Here is a 17,928-nt window from a genome sequence, read left to right on the forward strand (position 1 = left end):
CCATGTCATCCACCCTCGTCCTGCCTCGCGCGGAATCGGCCCACCTCGATGCTGCGTCGCTCAAGCCCGCCAGACTGCACAAGTTCGGCGGCAGCAGCCTCGCCGATGCGGCGCACTACCGCCATGTCGCCCAACTGCTGACGCAGCAACATGTCGCCATGCAGGGCATCCAGTACGTGGTTGTCTCGGCGATGCACGGCGTCACCGATGCCCTGATCGCGCTGGGCAATACCGCCGTGACCGGTGGAGACTGGCGAGCGGCGCTGGCCGCGCTGCGTGAGCGCCACCTCGTTGCCGCTGCCGGTCTGGACCTGGACCTGGGCTTGGACCAGGACGATCTGCACCACGACTTGTCCGCTTGGCTGGGCATGCAACTGGATGCCGTGCACACCCTGCTGGCGTCACTGGCGACGGACGGAACATCCGCCGATGTCGAACTCGCGGGCCTGCACGGGCTGGGCGAGGTGTGGTCGGCGCGGTTGCTGCAAGTCGCACTCGGTGGCGAGGCCGCCGGCTGGGGCCGGATCGATGCGCGCGACGTGCTGGTCGCCAACCCCGGCGAACTGGGGGTCGCGATCGACTGGGACGCCAGCCAGACGCTGCTGGCGGTCTGGCAAGCCAGGCAGCCTTCGTGCGCACGTGGACGCGTCATCACCGGCTTCGTGGCGCGCGACGCGCAGGGCCGTGCGACCACCCTGGGACGCAACGGCAGCGACTATTCCGCCGCCGCATTCGCGCGCCTGCTCGATGCCCGCGAGTTGACGATCTGGACCGATGTGGATGGCGTACTCAGCGCCGATCCGCGGCTGGTACCGGACGCGGTGTGCCTGGCGTCGATGTCCTACGCCGAGGCCAACGAACTGTCGTACTTTGGTGCCAGCGTGCTGCACCCACGCACCATCGCGCCGGCGATGCAGGCCGGATTGGCAATACGCATCCGCAACACCCACAAACCCGATGCACCCGGCACCGTGATCAGCGTGCGCTCCTCACCCGCCGCCTCGCCGGTCAAAGGCCTGAGCCTGGTGGACGGGATGGTTTTGCTGGAGCTCAGTGGCGCCGGCCTGATCGGTGTACCCGGCACCGCCGAGCGGATGTTTGCCGCACTGCACACCGCCGGGGTGTCGGTGACGATGATCTCGCAGGGCTCCAGTGAACATTCGATCTGCTGCGTGGTGCCCGAAGAACAGGCCCGGCCTGCACGCACCGCCGTCGCGGCCGCATTCGCCAATGCCATTGCGGACGGTCAAGTGGCCGGCGTGGAAATCACGTCCGGCATCGCGGTGCTCGCGGCGGTCGGCGATGGCATGGTCGGCGCACCGGGCGTCGCGGCGCGGTTGTTCAACGGACTCGCGAAGGCACGCGTCAACATCCGCGCGATCGCCCAGGGCGCCAGTGAGCGCAACATCTCCGTGGCGCTGGCCGCTCAGGACGCCGTCCGGGGCTTGCGCGCGGTGCACGCCGCGTTCTGGCTCTCACCGCAAACCCTGTCGGTCGGGTTGATTGGCCCAGGCAAGGTCGGTCGCGCCTTGCTCGCCCAGCTGTCCGACGCGCTGCCACGACTGGCAGGTGAAGCCAACCTCGGCCTGGACCTGCGCTTGCGTGCAGTTGCCGACAGCCGCCGGATGCGGCTGGTGCCACGCAGTCTGGACCCCGACACCGCGGTTGCCGCGCTGGAAGGCGCCGAAGTCCTCGATCTGGAGCAGTTCGCCGACCACGTCCGCGCCAGCCACCTGCCCCATGCGCTGATCGTGGATTGCAGTGGCAGTGATGCAGTGGCCGATCACTACGCCGACTGGCTCGCCGCCGGCATCCATGTGGTCACGCCGAGCAAGCATGCCGGCAGTGGCGATCTGGTTCGCTACCGCGCGATCCGCGCCGCGACCCGGCATGGTGGCCACTTCCGTTACGAAGCCAGCGTCGGTGCCGGGCTGCCGGTGATCCAGACCTTGCGCAACCAGCTCGACACCGGCGACGAGCTGACCGGTTTTGAAGGCGTGCTGTCGGGCACGCTGGCCTGGCTGTTCAACCGTTACGACGGCAGCGTGCCGTTCTCGGCCCTGGTACGCGAGGCGCTGGCACTGGGTTACACCGAGCCAGACCCGCGCGATGACCTGTCCGGCATCGATGTCGCCCGCAAGCTGGTGATCCTTGCCCGCGAAGCCGGACGTGCGCTGTCGCTGGATGACGTGGAGATCGAGAACCTGGTGCCGCCGGCGTTGCGCGGGATCAGTCGCGATGATTTCCTCACCCGCCTCGAGGAGCTGGATGCACCGCTGCAGGCACGGTTGGATGCCGCACGGCGCGAGGGCGGTGCGCTGCGCTATCTGGCCCACCTCGACCGCGACGGTCGTGCAAGCGTTGCGCTGGTCGTTCCGCCTCCCGGCCATGCCAGCTTGTACAGCCGGTTGACCGACAACCTGATCCAGTTCCACACCCGTCGGTACGCGGATAATCCGCTGGTGGTACAAGGTCCCGGAGCAGGCCCTGAGGTCACCGCCGCAGGCGTGTTCGGCGATCTGCTCGGCATCGCACAGGCTTTGGGAGCGCGGTTATGAGTCACGGCACGGCAGGCGCAACGCGCGAGGCGACCGCGTTTGCACCCGCCAGCGTGGGCAATATCGGAGTCGGTTTCGACCTGCTCGGCCACAGCATCGAAGGGCCGGGTGATCGCGCCACCGTGCGCAGGATCGAACCGCCCGTAGTGCGCATCAGCGCGATCGTCGGCAACGTCGCGGGAGTCGCGCAGCTGCCGATGGATGCGGTGCGCAACACAGCCGGACGCGCCTTGATCGAGCTGCGTGAGCAGTACGGCATCGCCCACGGTTTTGAGTTGCAGCTGCACAAAGGCATCGCGCTGGGCTCCGGGCTCGGCGGTTCGGCCGCGTCCTGCGTAGCCGCCCTCATCGCCGCCAATGCCCTGCTCGACGTCCCGCTCAGCCGCGACCAGTTGTATCCGCTGGCCCTGCTTGGCGAGTCCGTCGCCAGCGGCAGCGTGCATGGCGACAACGTCGCGCCGATGCTTTTTGGCGGTGTGGTCCTGGCCACCCCGACGCGCGCGATCCCGCTGTCGGCGCCGCCCCTGCATTGTGCGGTGGTGCACCCGCATTACATGGTCGAAACCCGGTACGCACGCGAAGCACTCGCAGCGCCTTACCGGATCAGCGAGTTCGTGCAGCACAGCGAATACCTCGCGCTGTTCCTGACCGGCCTGGCGCGCGGTGACAGCGAACTGATCGCCGCCGGACTGCACGATGTGCTGGTCGAGCCGCGCCGCGCGGTACTGGTTCCCGGTTTCGCCCAGGTCAAGGCGGCGGCGTTGGCCCACGGCGCGCTGGGCGCGAGCATTTCCGGCGCTGGGCCCAGCGTGTTTGGCTGGTTCCACCACGCCGCACAGGCGCAGGTTGCCGCGACCGCCATGCAGGCTGCGTTTGCCGAAGCCGGTTATGAGAGCGACGCGTACCTCTCACCCATCAACGGCCCGCGCGCAGAGTTGATTGCATGAATTTCGTCAGCACCCGTGGCCACTCTCCAGCGGTCGATATCGACACCGCACTGGCGTCCGGCCTGGCACCCGATGGCGGTCTGTATGTGCCCAGCGAGATACCCGGCCTCGCCATGGATCGCGCCGGTGAAACCCTCGCGATAACCGCGCACGCCCTGCTTGCGCCGGACTTCGCCGGCTCCCACCTGGCGCAACAACTGGGTGATATCTGCGCCGCCGCGTTCGACTTCCCGGCGCCGCTGCGTGGGCTTTCCAGCCCCAACGATCACCTGCTGGAGCTGTTCCACGGGCCAACCGCGGCATTCAAGGACTTTGGTGCGCGCTTCCTTGCCGAATCCCTGGCGCGCTTACGCACGCCCGAATCATCGGTAACCACCATCCTGGTAGCGACGTCCGGCGACACCGGTGCCGCGGTGGGCGCCGCCTTCCACCACCGGCCTGGATTCCGGGTAGTGATTCTGTACCCCGATGGTCGCGTGTCGCCGCGCCAGGCGCATGGGCTGGGTTGCCTGGGCGACAACGTGCAGGCCCTACGCGTGGCTGGCAGCTTCGATGACTGCCAGCAGCTGGTGAAGCAAGCCTTGTCGGATGCCGCGCTGCGCGAACGGCTACCGCTGAGTTCGGCCAACAGCATCAGCCTGGGCCGGCTGCTGCCACAGATGGCGTACTACGCCCATGCCTCGCTGGGCTACCGCGCCGAGCATGGCGAGAATCTCAACTTCATCATCCCCACCGGCAATCTGGGCAACGCGCTGGCTGCCTGGCTGGCACGCCGGATGGGGCTGCCTGTGGGCGATCTCGTGTTGGCGAGCAATGCCAACGACGTGTTGCCGCGCTACTTCGCCGGCGCCGACTATGCCCCGCAGCCGGGCATCGCCACCTTGGCCAACGCGATGGATGTCGGCGCGCCCAGCAACTTCGAGCGCCTGCGCTGGTGGCATCACGACGATGCCCAGCTACGTGCGGCGATGAGTGCCTGCAGCGTGGACGATGCGCAGATCCGGCAGGCCATCCGCGCGGCACCGGCCCGCCACGGCATCGTGCCGTGCCCACATACCGCGGTGGGCCTGCATGCATTGGCGCAGTTGCGTCAGCGAGGCGACGCCCGCGCGTGGGCGGTGGTGGCGACGGCACATCCAGCCAAGTTCGAGACCGTAGTCGAACCGCTGGTGGGCCACGTGGTGGAGCCGCCACCAGCCCTTGCCGCCGCCTTGGCAAGACCCGCATCCGCAACACCTTTGGCGGCCGACTACGACGTGTTCCGCGACTGGTTGCTGGCATAAGCGCGAAGAGGATGCATGCCCGTAGACCGGACGTTCCGATCACCGGCTTGGCAACCCGCGTCGATAACGGCTAGCTTCACCGAATGAAAATTAATCCAATAGCCTTCGCCGCGACCCTCGCTGTCGCCCTGTCCGCCTGCAACCCCGCACCGCCGGACGCTCCCGCCAGCGCTGCCGAGCCCGCCCCGGCAGCGCCAGCCGCCAACGCACAAGACGCGTTCTTCGAGCGCATCAGCGCGTTGTGCGGCCAATCGTTCGCCGGCACCATCACTGCAGAAGAACCCGCCCCCACCGGTCCCGACGCTTTCAGCGGCCAGCCACTGGTGATGCATGTGCGCGACTGCAACGAGCAGGAAATCCGCATCCCGTTCCATGTTGGCGATGATCGTTCGCGGACCTGGATCGTGACCCGTACCGACGATGGCCTGCGCTTGAAGCACGACCACCGCCTGGCCGACGGCAGCGAGGACCCGGTCACCATGTACGGCGGCGACACCGCCAGCGAAGGCACCGCCAGCCGGCAGGAATTCCCGGTGGACACGTTCTCGCAGGAGATGTTCACCCGCGAGGGCATGCAGGTATCCAACAGCAACGTCTGGGCGATCGAGATCGAGCCGGGCGCGCACTACACCTACGAGTTGGCGCGCCCCGACACCGACCGCCTGTTCCGGGTGCGCTTCGACCTCACCAACCCCATCGACACGCCCCCGGCACCCTGGGGCGCCGAGTAACCGCAGCCGTTCGTTCCCGTAGGGCGCAATAAGCAAAGCGCGTTGCGCCGGAATGCGAACGCCGCGGCGACCTCGACATCCGGCGCAATACGCCTTCGGCTATTGCGCCCTACGTTGGTTTCATTGGAGTTTTTGCGGCACCTTGACCCGGAACCACGCCGCGTACAGCGCGGGCAGGAACAGCAGGGTCAGCACCGTGGCCACCAGCAGGCCGCCCATGATCGCGGTTGCCATCGGCCCGAAGAATGCGCTGCGCGACAGCGGAATCATCGCCAGGATCGCCGCCAGCGCGGTCAGCACGATCGGCCGGAAGCGGCGCACCGTCGCCTCCACGATCGCATCCCAGGTTTCATGCCCGTCGCGACGATCCTGCTCGATCTGGTCGACCAGGATCACCGAGTTGCGCATGATCATGCCCGACAGTGCGATCGTGCCCAGCATCGCCACAAAGCCGAACGGGACCCGGAACACCAGCAGGAACAGGGTCACCCCGATCAACCCCAGTGGCGCGGTCAGCAGCACCATAACGCTCCGCGAAAAACTCCGCAGCTGCAGCATCAGCAGGGTGAACACGACGAACAGGAACAGCGGCACGCCGGCGGTGATCGAATCCTGGCCGCGGGTAGAGTCTTCCACGCTACCGCCGATATCCACCGAATAGCCATACGCCAGACCGGCACGGATCTCGTCCAGGGTCGGGGAGATCTGCGCCATTACCGTCGCCGGCTGGGTGCCGTCGTAGATGTCGGCGCGCACGGTCATCGTCGGCTTGCGGTCGCGGTGCCAGATGATGCCTTCCTCGAGCCCGTATTCCAGGGTCGCGATCTGGCTCAGCGGCACGCTCTGCCCGCTGGCGGTCGGCACCATCAGGCTGCCCAGTTGCGACAGATCGACCTGCTCGGCATCGCCACCGCGCAGGATCACCCCGATCAGCTCGTTGCCTTCTCGATAGGTGCTGACCTGGATTCCCGACAATGATCCGCTCAGTACCTGCGCCAGTTGCGCCGAGGTGATGCCCTGTGCCCGCGCGCGGGCCTGGTCGACCTGCAGGCGCACCACCTTGCCCGGTTCATCCCAGTCCAGGTTGACGTTGGCCACATGCGGGTTGTCGCGGATCTTCGCACGCACCGCGTAGGCGATCTTCCGCACCTGGTCGATATGCTCGCCCGAGACCCGGAACTGCACCGGGTAGCCCACCGGTGGGCCGTTCTCCAGGCGGGTCACGCGCATCTGCAGCTCGGGGAAACGCGGCACCACTTCCTCGATCATCCAGCGGCGGACCTCCTCGCGCGCGGCCAGGCTTTCCGGCATCAGCACGAACTGGGTGAAGTTGGCGGCGGGCAGTTGCTGGTCCAACGGCAGGTAGAACCGTGGCGACCCGGTGCCAACGTACGCGGTGTAATTGACCAGGTCGTCGCGGCTGGCAAGCATCTGCTCAAGCCGCTCGGCCTGCGCCTGGGTCGCGCGTAGCGAACTGCCTTCGGCCAGCTCCATGTCGACCATCAGTTCCGGCCGTACCGAATCGGGAAAAAACTGCTGGGGCACGAAGCGGAACATCATCAGCGAGACCACGAACGCCGCTGCGGTGGCCCCGATCACCAGCCAGCGATGGCGCACGCACCAGACCACCCAACTGCGGAAGCGCTGGTAGAAGCGGGTCGCGTAGGGATCATGCTCGCCGGCGTCCGGATTGTCGGATGGCAACGGGGCGATCCAGTCGGCAAATGCGGGATGTCGGTCCGCCCAGCGCTGGCGTCGAATTTGCCAGCGCGCCGCCAGCGAGCCGGGTTTGGGCGCACTGCCGCGCCCGCCTTCATCGCGCTCGATGTGCGGCAGCAGCTTGTCGCCCAGGTAGGGGACAAACAACACCGCTGCGACCCACGACACCAGCAACGCGATGGTGACCACCTCGAACAGCGACCGGGTGTACTCACCGGTGCTGGAGGCGGCCATCGCGATGGGCAGGAACCCGGCGGCGGTGATCAGGGTGCCGGTCAGCATCGGGAACGCGGTCGACTCCCACGCAAACGCCGCCGCACGCAGGCGATCGAAGCCCTGCTCCATCTTGATCGCCATCATCTCCACCGCAATGATCGCATCGTCGACCATCAGTCCCAGCGCGAGCACCAACGCGCCCAGCGATATCTTGTGCAGGCCGATGCCGAACACGTCCATGACGGTGAAGGTCATCGCCAGCACCAGCGGGATCGACAACGCCACCACCAGACCAGTGCGAAAGCCCAACGACAGGAAGCTCACCAGCAACACGATCGCGACCGCCTCGGCGAGCACGCGCACGAACTCGCCCACCGAGTCCTCCACCGCCGCCGGCTGGTCGGACACCTGGTGCAATTCCATCCCGGCCGGCAGGGTTTGTTGCAGCTGCCCGAACTCGGCTTCCAGCGTCTCGCCCAGGGCGAGGATGTCGCCACCGTCGCGCATGGCCACGCCGATGCCGATCGCGTCCTTGCCCATGAAACGCATGCCCGGTTGGGGCGGGTCGGAGAAGCCGCGATGGACCTCGGCCACGTCGTCCAGCCGGAACGTGCGATCACCAACCCGGACCGGGAAGCGGCGGATCTGTTCGACCGATTCAAACTGCCCGCTCACCCGCAGCGGCACCCGGGTACTGGCGGTCTCGAAGAAGCCCGCCGGCACCACCGCATTCTGCTGTTGCAAGGCCTCGCGCACCGCCGCGGCCGACACTCCCAGCGTGGCCAGCTTGGTGTTGGACAGCTCGATCCAGATCTTCTCGTCCTGGACCCCGAACAGCTGGATCTTGCCCACGTCCGGCACGTCCTGCAGCGCGAGCTGGACGCGGTCGGCGTAGTCCTTCAGTACCGCGTAATCAAATCCTTCCCCGGTCAATGCATAGATGTTGCCGAACGTATCGCCAAACTCATCGTTGAAGAACGGCCCGACGATGTCCTCCGGCAGCTCGGGGCGCAGGTCGCCGATCTTCTTGCGAACCTGGTAGAAAAGCTCGGGCACTTCGGCCGAGCGCATCGAGTCGCGCGCCGCGAAGATCACCTGCGACTCGCCGGCGCGCGAGTACGACCGGATGAAGTCGTATTCACCGGTTTCCATCAGCTTGCGCTCGATCCGCTCGGTGACCTGCGATGCGATCTGGTCGGCGGTCGCACCCGGCCATACGGTGTGGATCACCATCACCTTGAAGGTAAACGCCGGGTCCTCGCTGCGCCCGAGATTCAGGTAAGAGAACGCACCGGCGATGGCGAGCACCAGCATCGCGTAGACCACCAGGCTGCGATGCCGCAAACCCCACTCGGAAAGATTGAAACGCATGGTCTGGGAGATCCTCGGTTCGGTATCGCGTGCGGTCAGTGGCGCGCGTCGGCCGTCGCCACGTCGCGGTTATCGCGATCCACCGGGCGCACCGTCTGGCCTTCACGCAACAGATGACCACCGGCGGCGACGACCCAGGCGTCCGGGGCCAGCCCGTCCAGCACCGGAACGGTCTGACTACCGTAGGCGCCGACGCTGACCGGCAGCAGTTTCAAGGTCGAGGTCTGCGGATCAACCACGAATACCGCAACCTCGCCGTCGCCCCCCGGTTGCAGCGCGGTGAGCGGAATGCTGAGCGCGTCGGTTTCCTGGCCCGGGAGGAATACGCGTGCGCTCTGGCCCAGCGCGAGCACCCCGGTGGGTGCATCCACGGTCGCGCGTACGGCAAAGGTACGCGAAGCGGGGTCGGCCACCGGTGCGATCTCGCGCACCACACCAGGCCAGCGCTCGCCCGGCCTGGACCAGACCTCGACCTGCACCGCTTGTCCCGGCTTGATGGCCGCCACCTGCCCTTCGGAGACCGCGAAAGCCACCTCGCGGCCACCATCGGCAGCCATGGTAAATACCGCTTGTCCGGCAGCCACTACCTGCCCCGTTTCGGCCTGTCGCTCGGCGATCACCCCGTCGGCGGGTGCCCGCAGCTGACTGTATTGGGCCTGATTGCTGGCGACCTCGAGCTCGGCCCGCGCCGCATCCACCTGGCCCTGCGCGGCGGTGGCGGCGGCATTTTGTGCATCCATGCTGGACCGGCTGACCAACTGGTCCTTCGCCAGTGCGGCGTAGCGCGCCTGATCCGCGCGCGCACGCCCCAGCTCGGCCTGGGCGGCGGCCAGTTGTGCCTGGGCTGCATTCGCCCGCGCCTTCAAATCATCGGGGTCGAGCGTTGCCAGCACATCGCCACGGCTGACGTGATCGCCCACGTCCGCCTTGCGTTCGATCATTTGGCCGCCGACCCGGAACGACAGCTGGCTCTCCTCGCGGGCACGGATCGCCCCCGCCAGCGAGGCGTGCACCGCGTCGGCGGCAACCGGTTGGGTCACCAGCACCGGCCGCGCCGACACGTCGGCCGTTTCGCTGGGACCGCACCCTGCAAGCAGGCCAGCCAGAAGCGCACCGGCCACCAGTGAACGGGCACCGATCCCCTGGATCGCAAAGCGGCTGCGCATGGGAAGCACCTCTTTGGGGAATTATTGGACCGAATGGTATTGTATAAATACAACACTCCTTAGTCTAATATTTAATTCATGCCTGAGCGCAAGCCCATTGACGATCACCGTGCGCCGCCAGGCACCAAGGCCGGCAGCCACGACGGCGCCCCGCTGCCTGCAAAGCCGGCCGGACCGGGCCGGCCGAAGGACATGGCCAAGCGCACGGCCATCCTCGACGCCGCCAAGCGGATGTTCGTCGAACACGGCTACGCCGGCACCAGCATGGACCAGATCGCCTCCGGTGCCGGCGTCTCCAAGCTCACGGTATACAGTCACTTTGGCGACAAGGAATCGTTGTTTTCGGCGGCCGTGGTGTCGTACTGCGACCAACAGCTCCCGCCTGCACTGTTCATGCCCTCACCACAGACGCCCCTGCGCGAGCGGTTGCTGGACATCGCCCACGCGTTTCATGCCCTGATCAGCAGCCCGCAGGCCATTGCTGCTCACCGCATGCTGTGCACCCCCCAGATGGCCGACGCGGCGCTGGCGCGCAAATTCTGGGAGGCCGGGCCACAACGCATCCACGACGCGGTGGCCGAGCTGTTGCGACGTCGCGTCACTACCGGCGAGCTGGTGATCGACACGGCCGATGCCGACCCGGTCAATCACGCGGCGAGCCAGTTGATCTCGCTGCTCAAGGGCGAACCGCACGCACGGTTGCTGCTGGGTTGCAAGGACGTCGATCCGGCGTTGACACACGCCCACCTGGTCGCCGCGGTGGATGTATTCCTGCGCGCCTATGCCGCCCGCCCATGACTTGCGTCGCGGTGACTTCCGGCACTCAAAACCGGCCCCCGGGAGGGCGATCCTGTGTTTGGTCGCACCGATGCTTCAACCGATCCTGATTTGTTCGCCGCGCACGCCGCTACAATAGTCAGTTGACACCAGCAATCCTTGAGACCCCATGAGCATGATTGATTACGCCAAGGCCCGCGAACTGATGGTAGAACAGCAGGTCCGGCCCTGGAACGTGCTGGATGCACGCGTACTCGACGTATTGGTGAAGATTCCGCGCGAGGACTTCGTACCGGACATCCACCGCAACCTGGCCTATTCCGATATCACCCTGCCGCTGGCCCATGGCGAGGTCATCATGAAGCCGGTCGTGCAGAGCCGCACGCTGCAGGAGCTGCTGGTAACGGCGGGCGAAGACGTGCTGGAGATCGGCACCGGCAGCGGCTACCTGACCGCGTGCCTGTCGCGGCTTGGCCGTGAGGTGCTCAGCCTGGAACGGCATGCCGACCTGGCCGATGCCGCGCGCGCGCGGCTCGAGGCCCGTGGCCTGGCCAACATCCAGGTACTGCATGCCGACGCATTTGAATACCGGACCGAGCGCCGCTTCGACACCGTTTGCGTCACCGGCGCGGTCGACACCATTCCCGATGCCTTCCTGCAGTGGCTGAAACCCGGCGGCCGCATGTTCATCGTGCGCGGCCGGGCACCGGCAATGGAGGCCGTGCTGGTATACAACGAGGCCAACGGACCACGGATTGAATCGTTGTTCGAGACCGACCTTCCCTATCTTGCAGGCGCAGCTCCGGTGCCCGCCTTCGAATTCTGATTGAAAGGACTCCGCATGATCCACCGCCCACTCGTTCTCGCCCTCGCCTTCGCCCTGTTGCCGGCCACCGCCGCCGCGGAGGATCTGTTGCAGACCTACGAGCTGGCGCGTGCCGGCGACCCGCAGTTCTCCGCGGCTGAGTCGAACCGCCTGTTCACCCGGGAAGGCTCGGTCCAGGCACGTGCGGCGATGCTGCCGCAGATCGACGGCAGCGCCAGCATCCGGCGCTCGCGCAGCGAAGGTCCGGCGACCCAGAACCAATTCAATGACCAGGGCGAGCCGGTCCAGTTCAGTGGTGACATCGAAAGCGAGACCACCACCCGCAGCGTCGGCATCAACGGCACCCAGATGCTGTTTGACATGTCCCGCTTCAGCACGCTGCGCAGCCAGAACGCATTGAGCCGGGCCAGCGACTTCCAGCTCGAGGCCGCCGGTGACAATCTGATCACCCGCACCTCGGCCGCCTATTTCAACGTGCTGGTCGAGTTGGAGACCCTGGCCGCCGCAGAAGCCGCCGAGACAGCGCTTCAGAAGCAGTTCGACTTCGCCTCCAAACGACTGGAAGTCGGTCTGGCACCGATCACCGACGTCCATGAGGCCCGCGCCCAGTACGACAGCGCGCGTGCCAACACCATCCTGGCGCGCACCCGCGTGGCCGATGCCTACCAGGCCCTGGCCGAGATCACCGGCACGCCGGTCAACAACGTCAAGGGCCTGCCCGCGGACTTCCAGCCACAGTTGCCGGTCAGCGAGGGCGTCGATTCCTGGGTGCAGACCGCGTTCGAGACCAACCCGGCTCTGCAGGCCAAGCAACTCCAGGTCGAATCGGCCGAGGCCAACGTCCGCACGGCGCAGTCCGCCCACCTGCCGACCCTGTACCTCAGCGGCGGCTACAGCAAGGGCAAGACCACCGGCGACCGCACCTTCAGCAGCAGCGACCTGCCCGACTCGGTCAACAGCCCGATCGAGAGCGAAAGCCGGGGCCCGGAAATCGGCATCACCCTCAACGTGCCGATTTTCTCCGGCGGCGCTACCCAGTCACGGGTTCGCCAGGCCATCAGCCAGCGCGACATCGCCACCGACGAGCTGGAGCAGCAGAAGCGCGCGCTTGAGCGCAATACCCGCAATGCCTACCAGACCCTGGTTGCCGGCATCAGCGAGGTCGAGGCACGTCGCCTGGCGCTGGTCTCGGCCCAGGCCGCGTACGACGCCTCGCAGGTCGGCCTGGAGGTCGGCACCCGCACCGTCCTGGACGTGTTGAACAACCAGCAGAACCTGTTCCAGGCACAACAGGCGTATGCACTGGCACGCTACAACTACCTGCAGCAGCGCCTGACCCTGGAACAGGCCGCCGGCACCCTGGACATCGACGACGTGCAGGACATCAACCGCCTGCTCACCGCCGACGCCGAGGCGCAGGTCCAGTCTCCAATCCGGCAATAGCCGACGCGGGCCGATCCTCGGCCGGATCGTCCCGCTCCGACGCGACCGGCGCCAGCGTCGGCTGCAGCAATGCCATCGTCCGTGCCAACGCGCCGCGCCCGGTCTCTACCAGCTTGCGACCATTGTCGGCCATGGCGCGACGCAATGACGGGTCATCCAGCAGCATCGACAGCGCCTGTTGCACGCCATCGACATCTGCACCGATACGCAAGGCGCCGGCGTTATCGAGTTGGCGGGAAATTTCGGCAAAGTTGTGCAGGTGCGGACCCGTCACCACCGGGGTGCCCACCGCAGCTGGCTCCAGCAGGTTGTGGCCACCAATGGGCTGCAGGCTGCCGCCGACGAAGGCGACGTCGGCGCAGGCATAAAAGTGCACCAGCTCACCCATGGTGTCGACCACGAACACCACATCGTCCGCTCCTGGCAGCACTCCGCGCGAGCGTGTCGATACCTTCCAGCCGGCGGCGCGCGCATGATCGGCGACCACCCGGAATCGCTCCGGATGCCGCGGCCCCCACACCAGCAGCAGATCCGGAAACCGCTCGCGCAAGTGACGATGGATGGTGATCACCGCGGCCTCCTCGGCCTCGTGGGTACTCGCCGCGATCCACACCGGGCGATCCCCGCACTGCTCGCGGAACCCGGCCGCAAACTCGTCCAGTCCCTCCGGCACGGTCACGTCGAACTTCAGGTTTCCGACCTCGACCACCTGCTCGCTTCGCGCGCCCAGTCGCACGAAGCGCACCGCATCGGCCAATGACTGCGTCGCCACCATGGTCACCGTTCGCAGCGCCCGCCCCACCAGTGGTGCCAACACCCGATAGCCGCGCAACGAGCGCTCCGACAACCGCGCATTGAGGACGTAGACCGGTACGCCATGGTCACGGCAGCCGAACAGCAGGTTCGGCCACAGCTCGGTTTCCATGATCAGGCCCGCGCGCGGCCGGTGGTGGCCGATGAACCGCGTCACCGCGCCGGGCAGGTCGTATGGCAGGTAGACATGCTCGACATCATGGCCCCACAACGCGCGCACCCGCTCCGAGCCGGTCGGGGTAATGGTAGTCACCAGCAGGTGCAGGTCGGGGCGGCCACGACGCAGCGCATTGACCAGCGGTACCGCCGCGTTGACCTCGCCGACCGACACCGCATGCACCCACAATGTTTCCCGGTGGGGATCATCGTGGTAACGCGCATAGCGCTCGTTCCAGCGCAGCAGATAGCTGGGCTGGCGGAAACCACGCCAGATCAGGTGGTACACGGTGAGCGGCACCAACAAGTACAGCACGGCCGAATACAGGCCGCGCAACAGGCGCTCGGTCAGCTCGCTTCGCATCGGCTCAGGATACTGCACAGGCAGCCTGATCCGCGCTGCGCCGGTAGAATCGGGCCATGTCCACGTCCGCTCCCATCCGTTCTCCCGCTTCCCCTGGCGCCCCCCCTCTCGGTCCGCGCCACTGGCCAACGTGGTTGCTGCTGGGCGGCCTTTGGCTCGTGGCGCGCATACCGTGGACAGTGCAACGCGTCCTGGGTGCCGGCATCGGGGCCATCGCGTTGCGGCTGGCAACCGAGCGCCGGCGCGCGGCGGCCATCAATCTGCAGCTGTGCTTTCCCGAGCTCGATGCAGCCAGTCGCGACGTGCTGCTGCGTGAGGCCTTTCGCGACCTGGGCATCGGGTTGTTCGAGTTTGCCCGTGCCTGGTGGGGGTCGGCGAGGCCGATGCGAAGTACCGTCCGGATCGAAGGCGTCGAAGCCATCCAGGCACTGCGCGCCCAGGGACGCGGCGTGTTGCTGGTATCGGGCCACTTCCTGACCCTGGAAATGTGCGGCCGGTTGATGTGCGATCACCTGCCGCTGGCCGGTATGTACCGCCCCCATCGAAACCCGGTAATGGAATGGGCGGTCAAGCGCGGGCGGTTGCGTTATGCCACTGCCATGTTCGCCAACGGCGAGTTGCGTCCAGCGATGCGCCATCTCAAGCAGGGCGGGATCCTGTGGTACGCACCCGATCAGGACATGCGCGGCAAGGACACCGTGTTCGCGCCGTTCTTCGGCGTGCCGGCGGCCACGATCACCGCGACCCACCAGTTCGCCCGCCTGACCGGCTGTGCCGTGGTGCCGTTCTTCCATCGTCGCGAGGGTGGCGACTATGTGTTGCGGCTGGGTACGCCGCTGGAGGATTTTCCATCGGCGGATGCGACCACCGACAGTGCCCGGGTCAATGCCGCAATCGAGGCCATGGTCCGCGAAGCACCCACCCAGTATTTGTGGATCCATCGGCGATTCAAGCGGCGCCCGCCCGGAATGCGGTCACCGTACCTGCCACCGCAGACCAGCGAATCGTCTTGAGCCGGGACGCGGCCGCGCGCGACAGCCCAATCAGGGTCGTACAATCAGCGTCGTAGCGATCGATCGTGCTGGTCACCCACCGACAGCAAGCTGCCGGCGTACAAGGCGGCCAGCAGCAGGGTCAACCCGCCCCAGAAGGTCGAGTAGAACGCCAGGTGGGTGTTGATCGGGAACACGGTCACCACCAACGCCAGCATCGCCGGCCGGGCACGCTCGCGCGCAGCCGCATCGGCAAAGCTCCACGCGCGCCAGGCCAAGGCGACGCCGGCCAGCCATAACAGCAGGCCCAGACCACCGGTCTCGCTGAGTATCTCAAGCACGATCTGGTGCGCATGCAGCGCCGGACCCTCGCCCCATTGCGCGACCTCGCCGCTTTGCGGGTCGCAGGCCGGGAACGCCTCGCGAAAACCACGGGCGCCCACGCCGTTGACCGGATGGCGGCCGGCCATGCACACCGCCGCACCCCAGATCCGGGTACGTCCCGACAAGGCACGATCAACGCCCTCCTGGTCGGCGGCAAATACGTGGGTGGTCCGCACCACCCGCTGCCGCACATCCGGTGACGCAATCCCCAACACCACCAGCATGAGCGCACCGAAGGCGAATACGCCGAAGAGTTTCTTCCACCCAAGCAGGCGCCAGCCCGAGAGCACCAGTACCAACGCGTAGGTGAGCCACGACGCGCGCGAGCCAGCCAGTACCACCACCACCCCAACCGCTGCCGCCGTGACCAGCCAGCCACCTGTGCCGAACCGGCGACCGGCGGCGTACAAAAGAAACGGCGACAAACTGGCGATGACCAGGCCGAGCTTCAGGTTGCATGGCCCCAGGACGCCGCTCAGGCGATCCAGCCCCGCGACCTCCTTCGCGCTGCACATGCCGTAACCGCTGATGGCGTGCTTGATGGTGTCGATCCCAAAGAACAGCGGGCTGGTACCCGTCAGCGCCTGTGCCAGCGCATCCACGGTCCAGACTCCGATGATGATTGCCAAGCCACCAAAGGTGATCCGGCGGCCGCGCTCGTTGGCCACCGCCGACGCCACCAGCCACAGGAACGGCAAGTAGCGAAGATCGACAGCGGCTTCACGCATCGCGCGTCCCGGGTCGACCGCATCGAACGCGGAAAACAATTCCGGCAACCAGTAGGCGAAGAACAGCACACTGGTCAGCGCCCAGGCCTGTCCGCTCAACAACGCGCTGCCGCCACGGAACCGGGAACCTACCAGCTTGATGATCGCGACCAGGGCGCCCAGCACCAGCACCCCTTCGGCATAGCCAGGCGCGGGCCACAAGATGACATAGGCCAGGATCCACGCGGGCGCCCAGCGCCAGCCCTGGACGGGCCCTTGAGCGGGGCCGGAATGACCGGCGCGACCGGATTGGGACGGCGTATCGATGGGGGTGTCAGTCAATGAGTTCGGCATAGACGGCCAAGGTGGCTTGCTGCATAGCGCGCAGCGTGTAGTGCGACAGGTCGTCCATCGTAACCTCTGGCATCGCGGCGGCTGCTGCTGGCGACCGCGCGAGCTGACACCGGGTCCGCTGAAACAGCTCGCGCTCATCGAACGCCGGGACCGCACCCCCCGGTTGCAGTTGCTGCAGCAACTCGCCAACGCCGCCATGTGCCCAACCCAGCACAGGCCTACCGATCGACAGTGCTTCGATCACGGTGCGGCCGAAGGCTTCGGGCTTGCGCGACAGCTGCAACACCAGGTCACTGGCCGCGTACGCACGCGCGATGGCATCGGTGGGAGCGGTAAAGGCGATCGCTGCGCCGATACCCAGCGCAACGGCCTTTGCTTCCAGTTCCGCGATGTAGGCCTCCCGTCCCGGCTGACGTGCGCCGGCACACCACAGCCGCGCGTCCAGACCGTCACCACGCAGCTGCGCCAATAGCGCCAGTGCGTCCGCGTGGCCCTTCAACCGGGTGCCGCGGCCGGGTAGCAACAGCAGCGGGCCCTCGCCCGCCAATGCCGGATGTTGCTTGGCCACCCATTCACGCGATGCCGGATCGGGCTGCGGCGCGCGCGGGAACCGGGCCGGGTCGATCCCGCGCGGGATTACCCGCAACCTGTCCGGATCGGTACCCGGATAATGCCGCAACACGTGCTTGCGCACCGTATCGGAGACGCAGATGACACGCTCGCCCCGGGTCATCACCTGGCTGTAGCGCGACGGCGAGTTGAGGCCATGCACGGTGCTGACCAGATGTGGCCGGCGGTCTGGCGGCACGCGGCGCAGCGCGAGCCGGGCCACCCAGCCCGGCAGGCGCGAACGCACATGGACAATATCCACATGCTGCCGGCTCAACAATGCCCGCAGCGGGCGCACCTGGCCCAGGGTCGATAATGATTTCCGCCCGATATCCAGGCTCACGTGTTCCGCCCCCAGCGCCTGCAAACGCGGCACCAGGCGCCCGCCAGCGGAGACGACTATCGCCCGGTGGCCCGCGTCTACCAGCGCGCCGGCAACTTCCAGCGCCGACAACTCGACCCCACCCGATTCCAGCGCCGGCAACAGCTGGACGACGGTCAACGGGCGCATG

General features: G+C 66.9%; 13 protein-coding genes. 8 read left to right on the top strand and 5 right to left on the bottom strand.

The window, feature by feature from the left end; translation table 11 throughout:
* Positions 1-2: 2 nt before the first annotated feature.
* The 4 genes from thrA (at position 3) to ACW7G1_RS11720 (ending at position 5,519) form a co-directional block, all read left to right on the top strand.
* The gene (thrA, locus tag ACW7G1_RS11705; RefSeq protein ID WP_456979941.1) at positions 3-2,558 is read left to right on the top strand and encodes a bifunctional aspartate kinase/homoserine dehydrogenase I; all 2,556 of its coding nucleotides are present in this window, start codon (positions 3-5) and stop codon (positions 2,556-2,558) included.
* Positions 2,555-3,505, top strand: coding sequence for a homoserine kinase (locus ACW7G1_RS11710; protein ID WP_456979942.1), 951 nt, complete (start codon positions 2,555-2,557; stop codon positions 3,503-3,505). The genes thrA and ACW7G1_RS11710 overlap by 4 nt, the downstream gene beginning before the upstream one ends.
* Positions 3,502-4,788 carry a threonine synthase gene (thrC, locus tag ACW7G1_RS11715; protein ID WP_456979943.1) on the top strand — a complete coding sequence of 429 codons (1,287 nt, stop codon included), beginning with the start codon at positions 3,502-3,504 and terminating at the stop codon, positions 4,786-4,788. Before ACW7G1_RS11710 ends, thrC begins: the two co-directional genes overlap by 4 nt.
* Positions 4,789-4,871: 83 nt before the next feature.
* The gene (locus ACW7G1_RS11720) at positions 4,872-5,519 is read left to right on the top strand and encodes a hypothetical protein (RefSeq protein ID WP_456979944.1); all 648 of its coding nucleotides are present in this window, start codon (positions 4,872-4,874) and stop codon (positions 5,517-5,519) included.
* Between the two features lie 120 nt (positions 5,520-5,639).
* Here ACW7G1_RS11720 and ACW7G1_RS11725 read toward each other — a convergent pair whose 3' ends face one another.
* Together ACW7G1_RS11725 and ACW7G1_RS11730 are read right to left on the bottom strand one after the other, a co-directional pair.
* Positions 5,640-8,825: an efflux RND transporter permease subunit gene (locus ACW7G1_RS11725; protein WP_456979945.1), complete on the bottom strand. Its 3,186-nt coding sequence runs from the start codon at positions 8,823-8,825 to the stop codon at positions 5,640-5,642.
* 35 nt (positions 8,826-8,860) lie between these two features.
* Entirely contained in the window at positions 8,861-9,991 is a 1,131-nt protein-coding gene (locus ACW7G1_RS11730) for an efflux RND transporter periplasmic adaptor subunit (protein ID WP_456979946.1), read from the bottom strand.
* 78 nt (positions 9,992-10,069) lie between these two features.
* Here ACW7G1_RS11730 and ACW7G1_RS11735 point away from each other — a divergent pair, with 78 nt between their 5' ends.
* The 3 genes from ACW7G1_RS11735 (at position 10,070) to ACW7G1_RS11745 (ending at position 13,037) form a co-directional block, all read left to right on the top strand.
* Positions 10,070-10,789, top strand: coding sequence for a TetR/AcrR family transcriptional regulator (locus ACW7G1_RS11735; protein ID WP_456979947.1), 720 nt, complete (start codon positions 10,070-10,072; stop codon positions 10,787-10,789).
* Positions 10,790-10,943: 154 nt separating this feature from the next.
* Entirely contained in the window at positions 10,944-11,594 is a 651-nt protein-coding gene (locus ACW7G1_RS11740; RefSeq protein ID WP_456980140.1) for a protein-L-isoaspartate O-methyltransferase family protein, read from the top strand.
* Positions 11,595-11,609: 15 nt separating this feature from the next.
* Positions 11,610-13,037: a TolC family outer membrane protein gene (locus ACW7G1_RS11745; protein ID WP_456979948.1), complete on the top strand. Its 1,428-nt coding sequence runs from the start codon at positions 11,610-11,612 to the stop codon at positions 13,035-13,037.
* On the opposite strand, the gene waaA is transcribed toward ACW7G1_RS11745, so the two are convergent.
* A complete protein-coding gene (gene waaA / locus ACW7G1_RS11750; RefSeq protein WP_456979949.1) occupies positions 12,991-14,370 on the bottom strand; it encodes a lipid IV(A) 3-deoxy-D-manno-octulosonic acid transferase in 1,380 nt (459 codons plus the stop codon). The genes ACW7G1_RS11745 and waaA overlap by 47 nt on opposite strands.
* A gap of 74 nt (positions 14,371-14,444) precedes the next feature.
* On the opposite strand from waaA, the gene lpxL reads away from it, so the two are divergent.
* A complete protein-coding gene (gene lpxL, locus ACW7G1_RS11755) occupies positions 14,445-15,383 on the top strand; it encodes an LpxL/LpxP family Kdo(2)-lipid IV(A) lauroyl/palmitoleoyl acyltransferase (protein ID WP_456980141.1) in 939 nt (312 codons plus the stop codon).
* A 44-nt stretch (positions 15,384-15,427) separates the two neighbouring features.
* On the opposite strand, the gene ACW7G1_RS11760 is transcribed toward lpxL, so the two are convergent.
* Positions 15,428-16,807, bottom strand: a complete 1,380-nt coding sequence (locus ACW7G1_RS11760) for an O-antigen ligase family protein (RefSeq protein WP_456979950.1) — start codon at positions 16,805-16,807, stop codon at positions 15,428-15,430.
* A complete protein-coding gene (locus ACW7G1_RS11765) occupies positions 16,788-17,927 on the bottom strand; it encodes a glycosyltransferase (protein ID WP_456979951.1) in 1,140 nt (379 codons plus the stop codon). Before ACW7G1_RS11765 ends, ACW7G1_RS11760 begins: the two co-directional genes overlap by 20 nt.
* Between the last annotated feature and the right edge of the window lies 1 nt (position 17,928).

The sequence above is a fragment of the Lysobacter sp. A378 genome, assembly GCF_054052125.1.